This is a genomic window from Arthrobacter sp. Y3222053 (assembly GCF_059092805.1).
Genome location: NZ_JBNHIA010000008.1, coordinates 14,643 through 32,946, shown reverse-complemented (window position 1 = coordinate 32,946; position 18,304 = coordinate 14,643). Strand labels below are relative to the sequence as shown.

General features: G+C 68.9%; 13 protein-coding genes, 1 tRNA gene and 1 pseudogene. 9 read left to right on the top strand and 6 right to left on the bottom strand.

The window, feature by feature from the left end; translation table 11 throughout:
• Complete coding sequence (locus AC5RUW_RS15715) at positions 1-915, top strand: carbohydrate ABC transporter permease (protein WP_494008449.1); 915 nt, start codon at positions 1-3, stop codon at positions 913-915.
• Between the two features lie 121 nt (positions 916-1,036).
• On the opposite strand, the gene AC5RUW_RS15710 is transcribed toward AC5RUW_RS15715, so the two are convergent.
• Together AC5RUW_RS15710 and AC5RUW_RS15705 are read right to left on the bottom strand one after the other, a co-directional pair.
• A tRNA-Arg gene (locus AC5RUW_RS15710) sits at positions 1,037-1,110 on the bottom strand.
• Between the two features lie 29 nt (positions 1,111-1,139).
• The gene (locus AC5RUW_RS15705) at positions 1,140-1,730 is read right to left on the bottom strand and encodes a MarR family winged helix-turn-helix transcriptional regulator (protein ID WP_494161537.1); all 591 of its coding nucleotides are present in this window, start codon (positions 1,728-1,730) and stop codon (positions 1,140-1,142) included.
• Positions 1,731-1,831: 101 nt separating this feature from the next.
• Between AC5RUW_RS15705 and AC5RUW_RS15700 the strand changes: the two are divergent.
• Positions 1,832-3,793 (top strand): annotated as a pseudogene (locus AC5RUW_RS15700) (MMPL family transporter); the annotation flags it as partial.
• A gap of 21 nt (positions 3,794-3,814) precedes the next feature.
• On the opposite strand, the gene AC5RUW_RS15695 reads toward AC5RUW_RS15700, so the two are convergent.
• The gene (locus AC5RUW_RS15695) at positions 3,815-4,456 is read right to left on the bottom strand and encodes a hypothetical protein (RefSeq protein ID WP_494161536.1); all 642 of its coding nucleotides are present in this window, start codon (positions 4,454-4,456) and stop codon (positions 3,815-3,817) included.
• A gap of 49 nt (positions 4,457-4,505) precedes the next feature.
• On the opposite strand from AC5RUW_RS15695, the gene AC5RUW_RS15690 reads away from it, so the two are divergent.
• The 4 genes from AC5RUW_RS15690 (at position 4,506) to sucD (ending at position 10,198) form a co-directional block, all read left to right on the top strand.
• Entirely contained in the window at positions 4,506-5,300 is a 795-nt protein-coding gene (locus tag AC5RUW_RS15690; protein ID WP_494161535.1) for an inositol monophosphatase family protein, read from the top strand.
• Positions 5,301-5,362: 62 nt separating this feature from the next.
• Positions 5,363-7,891 carry a DNA helicase PcrA gene (gene pcrA, locus AC5RUW_RS15685; protein ID WP_494161534.1) on the top strand — a complete coding sequence of 843 codons (2,529 nt, stop codon included), beginning with the start codon at positions 5,363-5,365 and terminating at the stop codon, positions 7,889-7,891.
• Between the two features lie 198 nt (positions 7,892-8,089).
• On the top strand, positions 8,090-9,259 hold the full coding sequence (gene sucC / locus AC5RUW_RS15680) for an ADP-forming succinate--CoA ligase subunit beta (RefSeq protein ID WP_494161533.1): 1,170 nt from the start codon (positions 8,090-8,092) through the stop codon (positions 9,257-9,259).
• A 36-nt stretch (positions 9,260-9,295) separates the two neighbouring features.
• Positions 9,296-10,198, top strand: a complete 903-nt coding sequence (gene sucD, locus AC5RUW_RS15675; RefSeq protein WP_494008443.1) for a succinate--CoA ligase subunit alpha — start codon at positions 9,296-9,298, stop codon at positions 10,196-10,198.
• 113 nt (positions 10,199-10,311) lie between these two features.
• Here the strand turns inward: sucD and AC5RUW_RS15670 are convergent, their stop codons facing one another.
• The 3 genes from AC5RUW_RS15670 to AC5RUW_RS15660 form a co-directional block, all read right to left on the bottom strand.
• Positions 10,312-11,142: an aldo/keto reductase gene (locus AC5RUW_RS15670; protein WP_494161532.1), complete on the bottom strand. Its 831-nt coding sequence runs from the start codon at positions 11,140-11,142 to the stop codon at positions 10,312-10,314.
• Between the two features lie 103 nt (positions 11,143-11,245).
• Positions 11,246-12,841 (bottom strand): alpha/beta hydrolase family protein, encoded by a 1,596-nt coding sequence (locus AC5RUW_RS15665; RefSeq protein WP_494161531.1) that lies wholly within the window; start codon positions 12,839-12,841, stop codon positions 11,246-11,248.
• A gap of 101 nt (positions 12,842-12,942) precedes the next feature.
• Positions 12,943-14,892, bottom strand: coding sequence for a BCCT family transporter (locus tag AC5RUW_RS15660; RefSeq protein ID WP_494161530.1), 1,950 nt, complete (start codon positions 14,890-14,892; stop codon positions 12,943-12,945).
• Positions 14,893-15,329: 437 nt separating this feature from the next.
• Between AC5RUW_RS15660 and AC5RUW_RS15655 the strand changes: the two genes are divergently transcribed.
• From AC5RUW_RS15655 to AC5RUW_RS15645, 3 genes are read left to right on the top strand one after another with little or no spacing between them, the layout of a single operon-like run.
• Positions 15,330-16,325 carry a substrate-binding domain-containing protein gene (locus AC5RUW_RS15655; RefSeq protein ID WP_494161582.1) on the top strand — a complete coding sequence of 332 codons (996 nt, stop codon included), beginning with the start codon at positions 15,330-15,332 and terminating at the stop codon, positions 16,323-16,325.
• A 37-nt stretch (positions 16,326-16,362) separates the two neighbouring features.
• Entirely contained in the window at positions 16,363-17,406 is a 1,044-nt protein-coding gene (locus AC5RUW_RS15650; RefSeq protein WP_494161581.1) for an ABC transporter permease, read from the top strand.
• A complete protein-coding gene (locus AC5RUW_RS15645) occupies positions 17,403-18,287 on the top strand; it encodes an ATP-binding cassette domain-containing protein (protein WP_494161529.1) in 885 nt (294 codons plus the stop codon). Before AC5RUW_RS15650 ends, AC5RUW_RS15645 begins: the two co-directional genes overlap by 4 nt.
• Positions 18,288-18,304 lie beyond the last annotated feature (17 nt).

The following is an 18,304-nucleotide window of genomic DNA, read 5'->3' as shown; positions in this document are numbered from 1 at the left end:
ATGGCTGCCACCGCTCCCGCCCCGGTCCAGGCCCGCCCGCCGCTGGAGCTGCACGGGCGCCCATCGCGGCACCGCGCAGGCGGGGCCGGCCGGGGCCGTATGGCAGCCCGGTCAGCCGTCGGCGCCCTCATCGGACTGGTCTTCCTGTCGCCGTATCTGATCATGCTGGTGGGGTCGCTCAAAACACGGGCCGAGATCCTCGGTGTTCCGCCTGCTTACCTCCCGCAGGAGGGGCTGCAGTTCGGAAACTACGCCACCATGTGGGACACCCCCGAGACGCCGCTGCCTTTCAACCTCGTCTCCACGATTGTCATCGCGGTGTGCGCCACCGTCCTGGTCCTGCTCGTTGCCACCCCGGCGGCGTACTACACGGCCCGCTTCCGTTTCCCGGGCCGCATGGCCTTCCTGTTCCTGGTCATTGTTACCCAGATGCTCCAGCCCGCTGTCCTGACTGCAGGGCTCTTTCGGCAGATGTTGTGGCTGGACCTGAACGACACTTGGCTCGCGATGATCCTGATCAACGCCGCCTTCAACCTTTCCTTCGCGCTCTGGATCATGCACAGCTTTTTCGCTGCGGTGCCCCGGGAGATCGACGAGGCGGCCCAGATCGACGGAGCCGGGAGACTCCGGGTGCTGTTCACCATTAACCTGCCGCTGGTGTGGCCGGGCGTCGTCACGGCTGTGATCTTCACGTTCGTGTCCGCCTGGAACGAGTTCGCCGCCAGCCTGGTCATCATGTCCACGTCGGAAAACCAGCCGCTTTCGGTGGCCCTGACCAAGTTCATTGGGCAGTACGCCACCAGCTGGCAGTACGTCTTCGGCGTTTCGATCGTGGCGATTGTCCCCGTGATCATCCTGTTTGCCGTTATCGAGAAACGCCTGATCGGCGGTCTGACTGCCGGCGCAGTGAAATAGGAACACAGGAACCCCGCCCGTGAAGCGGAAGACACCGGGGAGACCCGTCAGCGGAGGGGGAGCGGGCTGCCCGGCGGACGTGCGGTGCGCTTCGGAGCAGGCAGCGACCGGGCAGCAAAAGTGCCCCCGGCCGGAATCGAACCGACGACCTGCCCTTTAGGAGAGGGCCGCTCTATCCTACTGAGCTACGGAGGCGGGCCGGCGGGGCCGGCGCGGTAATCAGCTTACCCGTTTTCGATCCGGTCCGTGCCACCGGAGCCCCGCGTGCCGCTCAGCGGGCCGGCCGGCTGTTCGCCTCCGGAGGGCGGCAGCGCGGCGTCGTCGGCGCCGTCGCGCAGCGACTGCAGATGCCGGTCGTAGCTGCCGCGCATCCGCACCAGGAAGTCCAGGATCATGCCCAGCTCCTGCTCCGTGTAGCGGTCCATGACGCCGTCCGCGAGCGACCCGAGGGGACCGAAGAAGGCTCCGGCGAGGTCCCGGGCCACCGGCTCGAAGTGCAGCGTGACCTTGCGCCGGTCGCTGTGCCCCTTGAGTCGGTGGATATGCCCGATCCGCTCCAGCCGGTCGATCACTGCGGTGGTGGCGCCGGAGGAGGTGCCGAGGGCGGCGCTGAGCTGGCCGGCGGTGAGCGGCTCGCCCTTTGTCTCCGCCTCCATGATCATCACGAGGGCGCGCATGTCGGTGGCGTTGAGGCCGTTGCGGTGCGCGAAGACATCCGCCACCCGCTGGCCGTCCAGGCTCAGGCCCCGGATGGCGGTGATGATGTTCCACCGCAGCCGCTGCTGGTCCTCCACCGCACTCCGTCCGTTCGTCATCGGCCTCCAATATACATAGAAATGCATCCACTCGGCGTTGAAGTATCTCTACTTTTGAGATACTTTCTACCAGAGATATCTTCCCATATCAGGAGAAGCCCATGTTTGCAGGAATAGTCCGGTCCGCGAAGACCGCGGCGGCGACGCTGATCACGGGAGCGGTCGTCATCGGCGGCGCCTTCGCGATCCCGGCCCAGGACACCGGGGAGGTCGCGGTCGGCGGCCTCAGCGACAAGTACCAGTCCGCCGAGGTGGAGCAGCTCCTCGAGGACTTCCCCGATGCGCAGGACGCAACCGCCCTGATCGTGGTCTCACGGGCCGACGGCGGCGAGCTGGCGCAGGAGGACCTGGCCACCGTCGGAGAGATCACGACGGCGGCCACCGACTTGGGCGTCGAAGCCCCGCCGGCGCAGGTGCCCCCGATCGTGTCCGAGAACAACCTTGTGACGCTGGTTCCGGTGACCCTGCAGGCGACCACCGACAACGGCGACGCGGTCGAGGAAGAGGTCGCCGAGCTGCGCGAGACCATCTCCGAGGCCTCCGGCGAGGAACTGACCGCGGAACTGACCGGCGGGGCCGCGTTCTCCGCCGACCTCGCCGGCGTCTTCGCCGGGGCCAACTTCACGCTCCTGCTGTTCACGGCCATCATCGTGGCGGTGCTGCTGATCGTGACCTACCGCTCCCCATGGCTGTGGCTGGTGCCGCTGGCCATCGTGGCGACCATAGAGCAGCTCGCGCTGCACGTGGTGGAGCTGCTGGAACCGGTCACCGGCATCGGAGTGGACCCCTCCGCCGTCGGCATCACCAGCGTGCTGGTCTTCGGCGCCGCGACCAACTACGCGCTGCTGCTGATCGCCCGCTACCGCGAGGAGCTGCGCCGCAAGGAATCGGTCTACGAGGCGATGGGCATCGCGCTGACACGGACCCGGGAGGCCATCATCGCCTCCGGCGGCACCGTCGTCCTGGCGCTGCTGACCCTGCTCTTCACCGACACGCTCAGCTACCGGGGCCTCGGCTTCTCCGCTGCCACGGGCGTGGTGCTGGCCATGGCAGGCGCGCTGTTCCTGCTGCCGGCCGCCATGGTCCTGTTCGGACGACGGCTGTTCTGGCCGTTCGTGCCCAAGGTCGGCGACCCGTCCCGTGAGGGCAAGTTCTGGGGCCGGCTCGGCGAGGCCACCTACAAGCGGCCCAAGATCATTGCCGGTTCGGCGCTCGTCGTGCTGATTGCCATGGGGGCGGCCCTGTTCAACGTCCAGATCGGGCTCAGCGAGAACGAGCAGTTCACCGATAAGCCCCAGGCCGTCACCGCAGCGGAGACCCTCGCCGAAGGCTTCCCCGCCGGCTCCACCACACCGCTGACGGTCCTGGTGGACACCGGTTCGGTGGACGCCGCCGTCACCGACCTGCAGTCCGTGGACGGGGTTGACTCCGTCAGCCCGGGCTCGGAGAGCGACGGCCGGACCCAGCTGAGCGTCATCACCGGCTACGAAGCCGGCACCGATGAGGCCAACGCCCAGGTCGAGGAGATGCGCCAGGTCCTGGCGGACGGCTCCTACGGCGGACTCGTGGGCGGCGAAGCCGCCGAACGGGTGGATCAGCTGGCGGCCAACCAGCACGACATGACCCTGGTCGTGACCGCGGTCGTGATCCTGATCTTCCTGGTCCTGGTCGCCCTGCTGCGGGCGCTGGTGGCGCCGGTGCTGCTGGTGGTGACCGTGCTGCTGACCAACTTCTCCGCCGCCGGCCTGAGCTGGCTGCTGTTCAAGTACGTGCTCGACTTCCCGGCCATGGACACGCTGACGCTGCTCTACGCCTTCCTGTTCCTGTCGGCGCTGGGCGTGGACTACAACATCTTTCTGGTCACCCGGGCCAAGGAGAACGCCCGCACCATGGGAACCCCGAAGGGCATGCTCGCCGCGCTGCGCTCCACCGGCGGCGTGATCACCAGCGCCGGCATCCTGCTGGCCGCGGTGTTCGTGGTCCTGGGCGTGCTGCCGCTGGTCACGCTCACCCAGGTCGGCATCCTGGTGGCCATCGGCGTCCTGCTGGACACGCTGGTGGTGCGAACGGTGATCGTCCCGGCGCTAACCTTCCTGCTGGGTGACAGGTTCTGGTGGCCGTCCAACCCGGCGGGAAAACACGGCCGCCACAGCAGCGAGCAGGCTGAGGCCGAGCAGGATCCAGCGGGCGAGCGTGAGACCGCCGGCCAGGGCGGCGTCGCCCGCGGTTAGCTCGGCGGCGCCCAGCGCCGCATCGATGGCGACGTTCTCCCACAGATCGACGACCACGAACAGCAGCGGAGCGGACCAGAGCACCCAGCGGAGCGTTCGGCGCCGGGTGTTCTGGCCGATCAGCAGCAGCCACGTGAAGCCGAAGATCAGCGGGAAGAGCAGGCCGGCAGTCTTGTGCAGGTAGCTCAGCTGCCCCAGGGCATCGGCGTCCATCACGCCGCGCAGGGACTCAAGGTAGGCCAGGTCATAGCCGCCGATGAGCGAATCGGGCATGGCCAGGCCGCCGGCGAGCTGGGTCATCTGGTTCAGCGTCAGCAGGTGGTAGTACCAGAACAGGAACAGCGTGGTCACCACCCCCGCGATGATGATCAGGTTCGCGTTCGACTGCGCCTGCTGCGGACTGCGCTGGACGGTGGGATTGGCGGGCGGGACGGCCTTGCCGGGAACGGCCCGGTCTCCGTGCTTGGCTGCCCGCTGGGCCGGAGTCTTGGACATGGTTCCAGTATGGCTGAACGCCGGAGAGAGGGTTCGCTAGGCTGGGCCCATGAGCCTGACCCCGAGCCGCGAAGACTTCGACCTTGCCGCCGACCTGGTCCGTGAAGCCGGGCAGCTTGCCCTGCGCATGCGCGGGAGCGGACTGGACGTCCAGCAGAAAACCTCTGTGTCCGACGTCGTCACCGCCGCGGACCACGCCGCAGAGAAACTCATCGTCGAGAGGCTGCGCGCGCTGCGCCCCGAGGACGGCATCGTGGGCGAGGAGGGCGCCAGCGTGCGCGGCAGCTCCGGCCGGTCCTGGGTGATCGACCCGGTGGACGGCACCTACAACTTCTCCGCCGGCTCCACCTACTGGTGCTCGGCGCTCGCCCTGCGCAGCGATGACGCCGCCCCGCTCGACGGCGACCCCGAGGTCCTGCTCGGCGCCGTCTACCAGCCGCAGGAGGAACGGCTCTACCTCGGCGGCATCGGCCGGCCGGCCACCCTCAACGGCGGCGCCCTCGTGATGGACGACGCTCCCCTGGACCGGATCTCGGCCGGCAGCTACCTGCACCCCACCTGGCTGCCGCGTCCCGAGGTGGCAGGGCCCTGGACCCGCGCCGCCTCCCGGACCGCGACCATCCGGATGCTGGGCTCGGGCTCCTGCGACCTGGGATCGGTGGCCTCCGGCCGGCTCGGTGCCTGGTTCCAGCACAGCTGCCCGGAATGGGACTGGCTGCCCGGCAAGGCGATCGTGCTCGCCGCCGGGGGAGCCACCGACGTCGTCGAGGTCAACGGTTTCCGCTGGCACATCGCCGGCGGACGCACTGCGGTCCGGGAGATCCGCAGCGCCCTGGTGGGCTGAACGGCGCCGCGCCGGTTCCGCCCAGCAAAGCGTCAGGGGCAGCGCCTAGACTTAAGCCCACCATGGACTTTCTCTTCGATCCCTACTTCGCCGCGCCCGCCAAAGACGATCCCGAGACCAAGGATGCCCGGCGGGCCAAGGGCGGCGGCCCGGCCGGGGGGAACCCTGCGGACGGCGGCCCCTCGGCCGGCCGTGCCGGCTCCGGCGGGCACCGCGTCGACGAAGCCCGCGCCGCCGAGCTGCTCGAGGGGCTGAACCCCCAGCAGGAGGAGGCGGTGAAGCACGCCGGCTCGCCGCTGCTGATCGTGGCCGGAGCCGGGTCCGGCAAGACCCGCGTCCTGACCCACCGGATCGCGCATCTGCTCGCCACCGGGCGGGCCCGGCCCGGGCAGGTCCTGGCCATCACCTTCACCAACAAGGCCGCTGCCGAGATGCGCGAACGGATCGAGGCCCTGATCGGCCCGGCCGCGCAGAGCATGTGGATCTCCACCTTCCACTCCTCCTGCGTGCGGATCCTGCGCCGCGAGGCCAAGGCCGTGGGAATGAACTCCAATTTCTCCATCTACGACTCGGCGGACACGCTGCGGCTGATCACCCTGGTGGCCCGCGGACTGGACCTGGATCCGAAGAAGTTCACGCCCAAGGCCATCGCGAACAGGATCTCCACGCTCAAGAACGAACTGATCGACGACGAGTCCTTCGCCGCCACGGCCAACCTGTCCGACCCGTTCGAAACGGCCGTGGCCGAGGTCTACCGCGGCTACACCGAGCGCATGCGCCAGGCCAACGCCTACGACTTCGACGACCTGATCGCCCAGACCGTGTACATGTTCCGGGCCTTCCCCGGCGTGGCTGAGTACTACCGCCGGCGCTTCCGGCACGTGCTGGTGGACGAATACCAGGACACCAACCACGCCCAGTACGCCCTCGTCCGGGAACTGGTCGGCGCCGGTGTCCCCGCCGTCGACGAAGCAGGGAACGACGGCGAGGCGGTCCCGCCGGCCGAACTGACCGTCGTCGGCGACTCCGACCAGTCCATCTACGCCTTCCGCGGCGCCGACGTGCGCAACATCAACGACTTCGAAAAGGACTACCCGCAGGCCCGGACCATCCTGCTGGAACAGAACTACCGCTCCACGCAGACCATCCTGAACGCGGCGAACGCCGTGATCTCCCGCAACCCGAACCGGCCCGAGAAAAAGCTCTGGACCGCCGAGGGCGCCGGGCACCGGATCATCGGCTACGTGGGCGAGAACGAGCACGAAGAGGCCCGCTTCATCGCCGAGGAGATCGACCGGCTGCAGGACGAGGAGAACCTGCGCCCGGGCGACGTCGCCATCTTCTACCGCACCAACGCCCAGTCCCGCTCCCTGGAGGACGTGCTGGTCCGCGTGGGCCTGCCGTACAAGGTGGTCGGCGGCACCCGGTTCTACGAGCGCAAGGAGATCAAGGACGCCCTGGCCTACCTGCGCGTGCTGGTCAACCAGGACGACGTCGTGAACCTGCGCCGGATCCTCAACGAACCCAAGCGCGGCATCGGCGACCGGGCCGAGTACGCCGTCGCGGCCCTGGCCGAACGCGAACGTGTGTCCTTCATGGCCGCCCTGCGCCGCGCCGACGAGGCGCCGGGCCTGGCCACCCGCTCCCTCAATGCGGTCAACGGCTTCGTGAAGCTGATCGACGACCTCGCCGAGGTGGCCTCCGGCTCCGGCGCGTCCGCCGCCCTTGAGGCCGTGCTGGAGCAGACCGGCTACCTGGCGCAGCTGCGCTCCAGCGGCGATCCGCAGGACGAGTCCCGGGTGGAGAACCTGGCAGAGCTGGTCGCCGTCGTGCGCGAATACGAACGGGAGAACCCCGAAGGCACCCTCGAGCAGTTCCTGGAACAGGTCTCCCTGGTCGCCGACGCCGATCAGGTGCCCGACGCGCCCGCCGACTCCGCCGAGGAGGTCGCGGCAGCGGTGGAGGAATCCAGGCGGCAGGGCGTGGTCACCCTGATGACCCTGCACACAGCCAAGGGCCTGGAATTCCCCGTCGTCTTCCTCACCGGCATGGAACAGGGCATCTTCCCGCACCAGCGCTCCGCCACCGACCCCGCGGAACTGGCTGAGGAGCGCCGGCTCGCATACGTCGGGCTCACCCGGGCCCGGCAGCGGCTCTACCTGACCCGCTCCGAGGTGCGCAGCATGTGGGGCCAGAGCCAGTACAACCCCGCCAGCCAGTTCGTCGGCGAAATCCCCGCCGACCTGATCGAGTGGAAGCGCGAAGGCATGGACCGCCCGGCCTGGGGCGGCGGCGGGTCCATCTCCTCCACGGGCAGCCGTTACGGCGGCTCCTGGTGGGGCGCCGGGAACAGCGCCGCGACCGGTGATCCGGTGCCGCCGGTGGCCAAGGCCAAGGCCATCGGCCGGGTGCAGCCGCAGAAGGAAGTCATCTCCGTGGTGGTGGGGGACAAGGTCAACCACAACAGCTTCGGGCACGGCGTGGTCCTCTCCGTGGAGGGCAGCGGCGACAAGACCGTGGCGAAGGTGAAGTTCGACGCCGGCGAGAAGCGGCTGCTGCTGCGCTATGCCCCGCTGACGAAGGAATCCTGAGCAGGGGGCGCGCCATATCGCAAACCCCGTATTTTCTACAAACCATAGAACTGTGCCCTTGATCACTAAACAGGTACTCTGGGGACCGTGCCGGAGCGCGGGCGGTAAAGTTCCCAAGGGGCAGGCCCGCGGTCACGCACCTGCTTCTCGATCGCGAGATCGACGTAAACCTACTTCGACGTAGAAGGACACTAGCCCGTGGACCTGTTTGAATATCAGGCGCGCGATCTGTTTGAGGCGCACGGAGTACCCGTGCTGGCCGGCATCGTGGCGCACACTCCTGAAGAAGCGAAAGCCGCAGCGGAGAAGATCGGCGGCGTCGTTGTCGTCAAGGCCCAGGTCAAGGTGGGCGGCCGCGGCAAGGCCGGCGGCGTGAAGGTCGCCAAGACCGCGGACGAAGCGTTCGAACACGCGTCCAACATCCTCGGCATGGACATCAAGGGCCACACGGTCAAGAAGGTGATGATCGCGCAGGGCGCTGACATCGCCGAGGAGTACTACTTCTCCGTCCTGCTGGACCGCGCCAACCGCAACTACCTGGCCATGTGCTCGGTCGAAGGCGGCATGGAGATCGAGCAGCTCGCCGTCGAGCGTCCCCACGCCCTCGCCAAGGTCGCAGTGGACCCGGCCGTGGGCATCGACGCGGCCAAGGCCGACGAGATCGTCGCCGCCGCCGGCTTCCCCGAGGAACTGCGCGGCAAGGTCGCCGAGACGATCACCAAGCTGTGGGATGTCTTCACCAAGGAAGACGCCACCCTGGTGGAGGTCAACCCGCTGGTGAAGACCGGCGCCGGCGACATCGTCGCCCTCGACGGCAAGGTCTCCCTCGACGAGAACGCCGCCTTCCGCCAGCCCGGCCACGAGGCCCTGGAGGACAAGGACGCCGCCGATCCGCTCGAGGCCAAGGCCAAGGCCAACGACCTCAACTACGTCAAGCTCGACGGCGAGGTCGGAATCATCGGCAACGGTGCGGGCCTGGTCATGTCCACCCTCGACGTCGTCGCCTACGCGGGCGAGAAGCACGGCAACGTGAAGCCGGCCAACTTCCTGGACATCGGCGGCGGCGCCTCCGCGGCCGTCATGGCCGCCGGCCTGGACGTCATCCTCAACGATGAGCAGGTCAAGAGCGTCTTCGTGAACGTCTTCGGCGGCATCACCGCCTGCGACGCGGTCGCCAACGGCATCGTCAAGGCCCTGGAGATCCTCGGCGACAGCGCCAACAAGCCGCTGGTCGTCCGCCTGGACGGCAACAACGTCGAAGAGGGCCGCCGCATCCTCAACGAGGCCAACCACCCGCTGGTCACCCTCGCCACCTCCATGGACGAAGGCGCCGACAAGGCAGCCGAGCTGGCCAACGCCGCCCGCTGACCCGAGCCTGCCTGAAGCAGAAAAGAGAATAGAACCATGTCTATCTACTTGAACAAGGACTCCAAGGTCATCGTTCAGGGCATCACCGGCGGCGAAGGCACCAAGCACACCGCCCTGATGCTCAAGGCCGGCACCAACATCGTGGGTGGCGTGAACGCCCGCAAGGCCGGCACCACCGTCACCCACGGTGACGTGGAGCTGCCCGTCTTCGGCACCGTTGAAGAGGCCATCGAGAAGACCGGCGCCGACGTCTCCATCGTCTTCGTGCCGCCGGCCTTCACCAAGGACGCCGTCATGGAGGCCATCGACGCCGAAATCGGCCTCGTCGTGGTCATCACCGAAGGCATCCCGGTGCAGGACACCGCCGAGTTCTGGGCCCACGCCCAGTCGAAGGTCGACGCCGACGGCAAGCAGATCACCCGCATCATCGGCCCGAACTGCCCCGGCATCATCACCCCCGGCGAAGCGCTGGTCGGCATCACCCCGGCCAACATCACCGGCAAGGGCCCGATCGGCCTGGTCTCCAAGTCCGGCACCCTGACCTACCAGATGATGTACGAGCTGCGTGACCTCGGCTTCTCCACCGCCATCGGCATCGGCGGCGACCCGGTCATCGGCACCACGCACATCGACGCCCTGGCTGCGTTCGAAGCCGACCCCGAGACCAAGGCCATCGTGATGATCGGCGAAATCGGCGGCGACGCCGAGGAGCGTGCCGCAGAGTTCATCAAGGCCAACGTCACCAAGCCGGTCGTCGGCTACGTGGCCGGCTTCACCGCTCCGGAAGGCAAGACCATGGGCCACGCCGGCGCCATCGTCTCCGGCTCCGCAGGCACCGCCCAGGCCAAGAAGGAAGCCCTCGAGGCCGCGGGCGTCAAGGTCGGCAAGACGCCGTCCGAGACAGCCACCCTGCTGCGCGAGGTGTACGCCGCCCTCTAAGGCAGCCGCATCATCTGGAGGGACCCCCGCACGGCATCCGTGCGGGGGTCCTTTTCGCATGGGTCCTTTCGCATGCTGCCCGCTGCGGCTGCACCGCGCGGCGGTGCGGGGGCCTAGTGCCCGAACTCGTCGGAGTCGGTGAGCGGGGCGGCCGGATCGGCCAGCGCGTCGATGGCCGCGACCTCGGCGGTGTCCAGCTCGAAGTCGAAGACGTCCAGGTTCCGGCGCATCCGCTCCGGGTTGCCCGACTTCGGGATGGCGACGAGGCCGTGCGCAACGTGCCAGCGCAGCACCACCTGGGCGGGAGTCTTGCCGTATTTGTCCGCCAGGGCCGTGAGCACGGGCTCGGCGAGCAGGTCCCCGCCGCGGCCGATGGGACTCCAGGATTCGGTAACGATGCCGCTGCCCGCATCAGCTTCGCGGACGTCGTGACGGGGGCGGTAGGGGTCGAGGTGGACCTGGTTGACGTCGGGCACCAAGCCTTCGGCCAAGAGCCGCTGCAGATGGGCGGGCTTGAAGTTGGAGACCCCGGCGGCCCGGATCCGCCCCTCATCCAGCAGCTCGCGCATCCCGGCGAAGGCCTCGACGAAGCGGTCCTGGCCGGGGTTGGGCCAGTGGATGAGCAGCAGGTCCACGTATTCGGTGCCCAGGCGCTCCACGCTGTGCCGCAGGGCCTCGCGCACGCCGTCGCGGCTGTGCCATTTCCGGTTGAACTTGGTGGTGACGAACACTTCGGACCGGGCGATTCCGCTGCGCCGGATGCCTTCGCCGACGCCCCGCTCGTTGCCGTAGTTCTCGGCGGTATCGAAGTGCCGGTAGCCGACGCCGATGGCCGCCTCAACGGCGGCGGCGGCTTCGGCGTCGTCCATCGGCCAGGTGCCCAGGCCGATCTGCGGGATCTCGGCGGAGCTGCGCAGCTGAAGCGTGGGGGCGGGCTGTACCATCCGGTGCCTTTCCGGGCCGGGCGTTCACTGCGACGCCGGCCCGACGGCGGCGGGCGGGGCTCAGGAACCCGGCCCGCCGCCGTCGTGGTTGTGTGCGGTCAGGTTATGGAACTACAGGGTAGTCCGCGACGGTGGGCAGCGTGATGGCGGCGGTGAAGCTGGTGTGCGCCGTGACGGTGGGCGGGGCGTAGACCGTCGACGCCGGGGTCAGCTGCAGCGCGAGGCGGGTTCCCGGGGAAACCGTGTGCGAGATTTCCTCCAGCGGGATGGTGATCGTGCGCTCCACCCCGTCCAGGATCAGCGGCACCGGAGTGACCTGGTTACCGGCCACCAGGGACGCCCGAGACCGGTCGATGATCTGGGCGTAGACGTGCGTTTCGGCGGTCCGCCCGGTTCCGCGGTAGGTCAGGGTCAGCTGCGGCGCACCGAACACCGAGGTGGTGACGGCGGGCGCGCCGATCGGCACGTTCACCGCGGACGGCGCCCAGGCGGCGGCGACGATGCCGCCGCTGACGGCCGCCGGGCTGAGCAGCAGCGAACCCTTCCCGGTGCCGGTCAGCGCGCCGGCGGCCTGCGGGTAGGCGTCAGCGGCCCGGGTTACTCCGAGCTGGTCGATGAATTCGAATCCGGGACCGGTGTCGACGGCGCGGCCGTCCAGGTGCCTGCCGAACCAGTCCAGCGTGGCCTTGGTGATGCGCTCCGGCCCCGCGGTGGCCGAGCACAGGCCGTGGCCGCCGCAGAACTGCAGCATCTTCACTTCGATGCCCGCGCTGCGGATCAGGTCATAGTTGCGGGTGGCCTCGTCCTGGGGGAACAGCGTGTCCACGGTGCCCTGGATGATCAGGGTCGGGGCGCTGATCGAGGTGAACAGGGCGTCGGAGGTGAGCCCGGCGAAGTAGTCCACGGAGGTCTGGCTCAGCTTGTACGGGTAGTTCATTCCCTCCCGGCAGGCCTGCCGCACCGGAGCGGCCAGGGCGCCGTGGTTGCCGACCAGGGAACCGAGCTGGCCTGACACGGTGCCCTGCAGGCACAGCAGCGAACCCCAGCCCTTCTTGAAGGCCCCGTCCTGGTACAGGCTGGTGGTCAGGTCGTTCCAGGCGATGGTGGGGGCGATGGCGTCCACCCGGCTGTCCCTGGCGGCGAGGACGAACTGGATGCCGCCGCCGTAGGAGGCTCCCGCCATGCCGAGCACGGGATCACCGGGGGCGTCGAGTGCGGCTTCGGGCTGGCCGGCGACGAAGTCGACGAGCATCTGCGCATCGCGGCCCTCGAACTCGGGGTGGTTCACGTACGCTTCACCGCCGCTGTAGCCGAACCCGCGCGGATCCCAGGTCAGCACGTTGTAGCCGGCTTCGCGGAGCGGGCCGAGGCCGATCGAGCCGATCAGGGCGCTGGTGGCCGAGTCCGGGTTCCGCCCGCCGGGCGAGCCGAAGCCGGGACCGACCATGATCGTCGGTGCCTTTTCTCCCGCCGCCAGGCCCGCTGCCGGGAAGAAGTTGGTGTGGATGGGAGTGCCGTCAAAGGACGTCAGCACGACGTCGGTGCGGGCCGCGGGCGGCGGTGCCGCCTCGGCGGGGACGGGGGGAGTTGCTTCGGTGACGGCGGCGGCGCCGGGCGCTGCTGCGAGGGAGGATCCCAGCAGCAGCGCCGCGGCAAGCGCGGAGCCCAGGGCTTTGTTCATGGCTGACCTCGTTGTCATGGACCGGATGCTTGGTTACCGTACGGTAACTTCGCAGGAGCCTACGAGTTCTGGCCAGCCCTCAACAAGCCCCGGGCCGGGCTTTCAGCGCAAAGGACGGGCTATTCGCCCTTGCCTTCTGGTTCCCGTGTACCTGGGCGGGTACCCTTCGCCGGTACCTTGCCGGAGGCGGCGGGACCGCCGTCGGACTCGTCGTCGGACGCCGCGGGCACGTCGGGCGGCGAGGTGACCAGGTTGAACGGTTCTCCCTTGTGCTCCTCGACGCCGCTGCGGATGGCCCGCTCGACCACGGACAGCGCGAGTTGGCGCCGCAGTGCCCGCGGGTCCCGGGACAGGTCCTTGTAGAGCGCCACGCACAGCAGCAGCATCACGATCGCGAAGGGCAGGGCCGCGACGATGGTGATGTTCTGCAGCCCGTCCAGCGCCTCGGACGGCTCGTCACCGCCGGCGAGCAGCATCACCGCCGCCACCGCTCCGGTCAGCAGGCCCCAGAAGACCACGACGACGCGGGAGGGCTTCTCGCTGCCGTTGGAGCTCAGGGTGGCCATCACCAGGGACGCGGAGTCCGCGCCGGTCACGAAGAAGATGGCAACGAGGACCATGGCGAGGACCGATACCGCCGCGGCGAGGATGTTCGGCAGCGGCAGCGCGTCCAGCAGGGTGAACAGCGCGCCGTCGAACGAGATGCTGAGCTCGCCGTCGGTCATGGTGGCCAGGCCCTCGCCTCCCGAGGCCTCAGCGGAGCGCTGCAGGCCGATGGCGCCGCCGCCGAAGATGGAGAACCAGATGAGGCTGACGGCCGTGGGGACCAGCAGCACGCCGGTGACGAACTGGCGGATGGTGCGGCCGCGGCTGATCCGGGCGATGAACAGGCCCACGAACGGCGTCCAGGACAGCCACCAGGCCCAGTAGAAGATGGTCCAGGAGGAGAGCCACTCGCGCAGGGCATCGCCGCCCACGGCCTCGGTCCGCGCCGCCATTTCCGCCATGTCCGCGGCGTAGCTGCCCAGCGCGGAGGGAATGACGTTGAGGATGAACAGCGTGGGGCCGGCGACGAAGACCACCAGGGCGAGGACGACGGCCAGGACCATGTTGATGTTGGACAGCCACTGGATGCCCCGGGAGATCCCGGACAGGGCGGAGGCCACGAAGCAGGCGGTCAGGACGGCGATGATCGCCACCAGGATGGGGGTTCCGACGTCACCGAACCAGCCGGTGGACTGGATGCCGCTGCCGATCTGGAGCGCACCCAGGCCCAGGGAGGCGGCAGTGCCGAAGAGGGTGGCGAAGATGCCGAAAATGTTCAGCACCTTGCCCACCGGCCCCTCGACCGTCCGCTTGCCGAACAGGGAGGTGAAGAGCGAGGAAATGAGCTGGCTGCGGCCCAGCCGGAAGCTGCCGTAGGCCATTGCGATGCCGATGACGCCGTACATGGCCCAGGGGTGCAGGCCCCAGTGGAACATGGAGGTGGCCAGCGCCGTCTCGATCGCCTCGGCGGACTGGCCCTCGACGGTGCCCGGCGGCGGGGAGAGGTAGTAGAAGAGAGGCTCGGCCACGCCGTAGAACATCAGGCCGATGCCCATGCCGGCGGCGAACATCATGGAGATCCAGGACCAGGTCCGGTACTCCGGTGCCTCGCCGTCCCGGCCCAGCGGAATGCGGCCAAAGCGGCCCAGGGCCAGCCACAGGACGTAGAGCACGAAGAAGGACGCCAGCAGCACGAACAGCCAGCCGGTGTTCTCCATGACCCAGTTCAGGGCGGAGGTGGAGGCGGTGCCGAGCCCGGAGCTGTCCAGGAAGCCCCACAGGATGAACGCCAGGGTCAGGACGCCGGCCACCGCGAAGATGGTCCGGTCGAGCTTCGCCGGGGTCGGTTCGTCCTGCTGCGCCGCCACTTCGGCCTCGCTCTCGAGCAGCTGGCCCAGGATCTCCTGGTCGCGCTCATGCCCGGCGGGAGTGTCCGCAGCGGGATCGTGCGGCGCGGACTCCGCCTCGGCGGGGCCGCTGCCCGGCGTCGGACTTTCGAGGGAGGGGTCGTTGATGGTCCCCAAGGTGATGCCTCCGTTCACGTGGAAAAGGGCTGCCTGCAGCGTGCTGTTCGAGCAGACGGAGGATCCCTCGGGCCCGGCACCGGTGGGACCAGCCCTGCCGGGCGGCAGTGAGAGGGCTGGGGACTGGCGGTGATCCTTCGTGCAGGCGGCCCTTTCTCCGGTTGACATGGAATCGGTTCAAGACTTCAACGCGCTCATGGACAAGTCAAATCCCGGATGATCCTGCGGAACCGGTCACAGCGGCTGTTGGATGCGTGATTCCGCGGATTCTCCGGCCCCGACGGTACCCCGCGGCGGGGTGCCGCCCGCCCGTGCCCGCTGCGGGACCCGATATGGTGGAAAGCCCGGCCGGGTGCCATCGACGCTGCCCGGAACCGGGGAAGTCCGCACGGCGGCTGCCGACCAGGCGAGAGCCGTGCCCAAAGGAGATGAAGATGCTGAAGAAGAACGCCTGGCGGAAGGCAGCTGCCGCCGCCATGCTGCTGCCGCTGCTGGCCGTGGCCGGCTGCTCCGGCAGCGGCGGCCGGGCCGCCGCTGAAGCCGAGGCCGCCGGCGGCGGACAGGTCGCCAACACACCTGAAATAACTGTCGCGCTGATCACCCACGCCGGCCCGGGAGACACCTTCTGGGACATCGTGCGCAAGGGCGCCGAGGAAGCCGCAGCCAAGGACAACGTCGACCTGCTGTACAGCTCCGACCCCGACGGCGGCCGGCAGGCCCAGCTGGTGGAACAGGCCATCGACCAGCGGGTGGACGGCATCGTGGTGACCCTGGCCAAGCCGGAGGCGCTGTCGTCCGCCGTCCGGAAGGCCGCCGACGCCGGCATCCCGGTGGTGAGCATCAACGCAGGCGAAGATGTTTCGGCCGGGCTCGGCGCCTTCACCCACTTCGGGGCCAACGACCGGCTGGCCGGCGAAGCCGTGGGGCAGCGGCTCGTGGAGGAGGGCCTGGAGCGGCCCATCTGCGTGATCCATGAACAGGGCAACGTCGGCCATGAGGCCCGCTGCGCCGGCGTGAAGCAGGTGATTCCGGAGACCGAGAACCTGTACGTCCAGGGCACCGACATGACCCAGGTCGCTTCCACGGTTACCGCCAAGCTGCAGACCTCGGGCGACATTGACGCCGTGATCGGCCTGGGCGCACCGTTCACCCTGACCATAGCCTCCGCGGTCCGCGAGACCGGCCACGCGGCCAAGGTCGCCTCGTTCGACCTGAACCCGGAGCTGGCGCAGGGCATCGCCGACGGTTCGGTGATGTTCACGGTGGACCAGCAGCCCTGGCTGCAGGGCTACGGAGCGGTCGAGGCGATCTGGCAGTACACCCGCGGCGGGTTCCAGGTCGGCGGCGGGCAGCCCGTGCTGACCGGGCCGGCCATCATCGACGGTTCCAACGCCGGCGAGGTCCTGGACCACGCCCGCGACGGCATCCGCTGACCCGCCGGCGAAAGGAGAGACCATGTCGCATGCAACCATGATCCGCCCGCCCGCGGCGCCCGACGGCGGAGCACCGGCCCACCGGAAGAGCCTTCCGGTCCGCCTGCTCGGCCGCCCCGAATTCGGAGCCCTGGTAGGCGCGGTCGCCATGTTCGCGTTCTTCGCCGTCGTCGCCCCGACCTTCCTGCAGCCGGGGTCCTTCGCCACCGTGCTGTACGGTTCCTCGACCATCGGGATCATGGCGGTGGCCGTGTCGCTGCTGATCATCGGCGGCGAATTCGACCTCTCGGCCGGCGTCGCCGTGATCAGTTCGGCCCTGACCGCATCCCTGTTCAGCTGGTACTTCTCGCTGAACCTGTGGGTGGGGGTGGGCCTGGCGCTGGCCGTTTCGCTGGGCATCGGTTTCCTGAACGGCTGGCTGCTGATCCGCACCAAGCTGCCGTCCTTCGTGGTCACGCTGGCGACCTTCCTGATGCTCACGGGCCTCAACCTGGGCCTGACCCGCGCCGTCGGCGGGAGCGTGTCGTCGCCGAGGATCTCGGACATGGACGGCTTCGCCTCGGCGAAGGCGGTCTTCGCCTCGTCGGTGACCCTCGCCGGCGTGGAAGTGAAGATCACCGTGTTCATGTGGATCGCGCTGGTGGCGGTGGCCTCGTGGATCCTGCTGCGGACCCGGGCGGGGAACTGGATCTTCGCCGCGGGCGGGGACGAGAACGCGGCCCGCGCCGTCGGCGTCCCCGTCGCCAGGACCAAGATCGCCCTGTTCATGGCGGTCGGCTTCTGCGGCTGGCTGCTGGGCATGCACAACCTCTTCGCCTTTGAGACGGTGCAGTCCGGCGAGGGCATCGGGAACGAGTTCCTGTACATCATCGCAGCGGTGATCGGCGGCTGCCTGCTGACCGGCGGTTACGGATCGGCGATCGGCGGAGCCATCGGCGCGTTCATTTTCGGAATGGCCAACAAGGGCATCGTGTACGCCGAGTGGAACCCGGACTGGTTCAAGTTCTTCCTCGGCCTGATGCTGCTGCTGGCCACGATCGTCAACCTTGTCGTGAAACGGCGTGCGGAGGAAAGCAAATGAGCGCCACCCCTGAAAGCGCAGCCATCCGGCACGGGCACCCCTCGGCCGCTGACGGCGACACCGGGCTGCTGAGCCTGCGCGGCGTCGGCAAGCGCTACGGCAACATCCATGCCCTCGGCGGGGTTGACCTGGACGTGGAGGCCGGGCGCGTCACCTGCGTGCTTGGCGACAACGGCGCCGGCAAGTCCACGCTGATCAAGATCATGTCAGGGCTGCACCGCCACGACGAAGGCACGCTGCTGGTGGGCGAGGAGGAGACGGTTTTCACCTCTCCGCGCAAGGCGCTCGACGCCGGCATCGCCACCGTCTACCAGGACCTGGCCGTGGTGCCGCTGATGCCGGTCTGGCGGAACTTCTTCCTCGGCTCCGAGCTCACCGTGGGCGCCGGGCCCTTCAAACGGCTCGACGTGCGGCGGATGAAGGAGATCACCCGCACCGAACTGGCCGGCATGGGCATTGACCTGCGGGACCCGGAGCAGCCCATCGGCCAGCTGTCCGGCGGCGAGCGGCAGTCCGTCGCCATCGCCAGGGCGGTGTACTTCGGGGCGAAGGTGCTGATCCTCGACGAGCCCACCGCGGCGCTGGGCGTCAAGCAGTCAGGGGTGGTGCTGCGCTACATCCTCCAGGCCCGGGACCGCGGGCTGGGCGTGGTGTTCATCACCCACAACCCGCACCACGCCTACCCGGTGGGGGACCGGTTCCTGCTGCTCAAGCGCGGCCGGTCGATCGGCTACCACACCAAGGACGGCATCAGCCTGGACGACCTGACCACGCAGATGGCCGGCGGTGCGGAGCTGGAGGAACTGGCACACGAGCTTGAGCAGCTCGGCGGCCACGGCCAGGAGGCAGCGGACATCCGCCAGGCGGCGGCAGCCGGCTGAGGCCCGGCGGCGCCGCC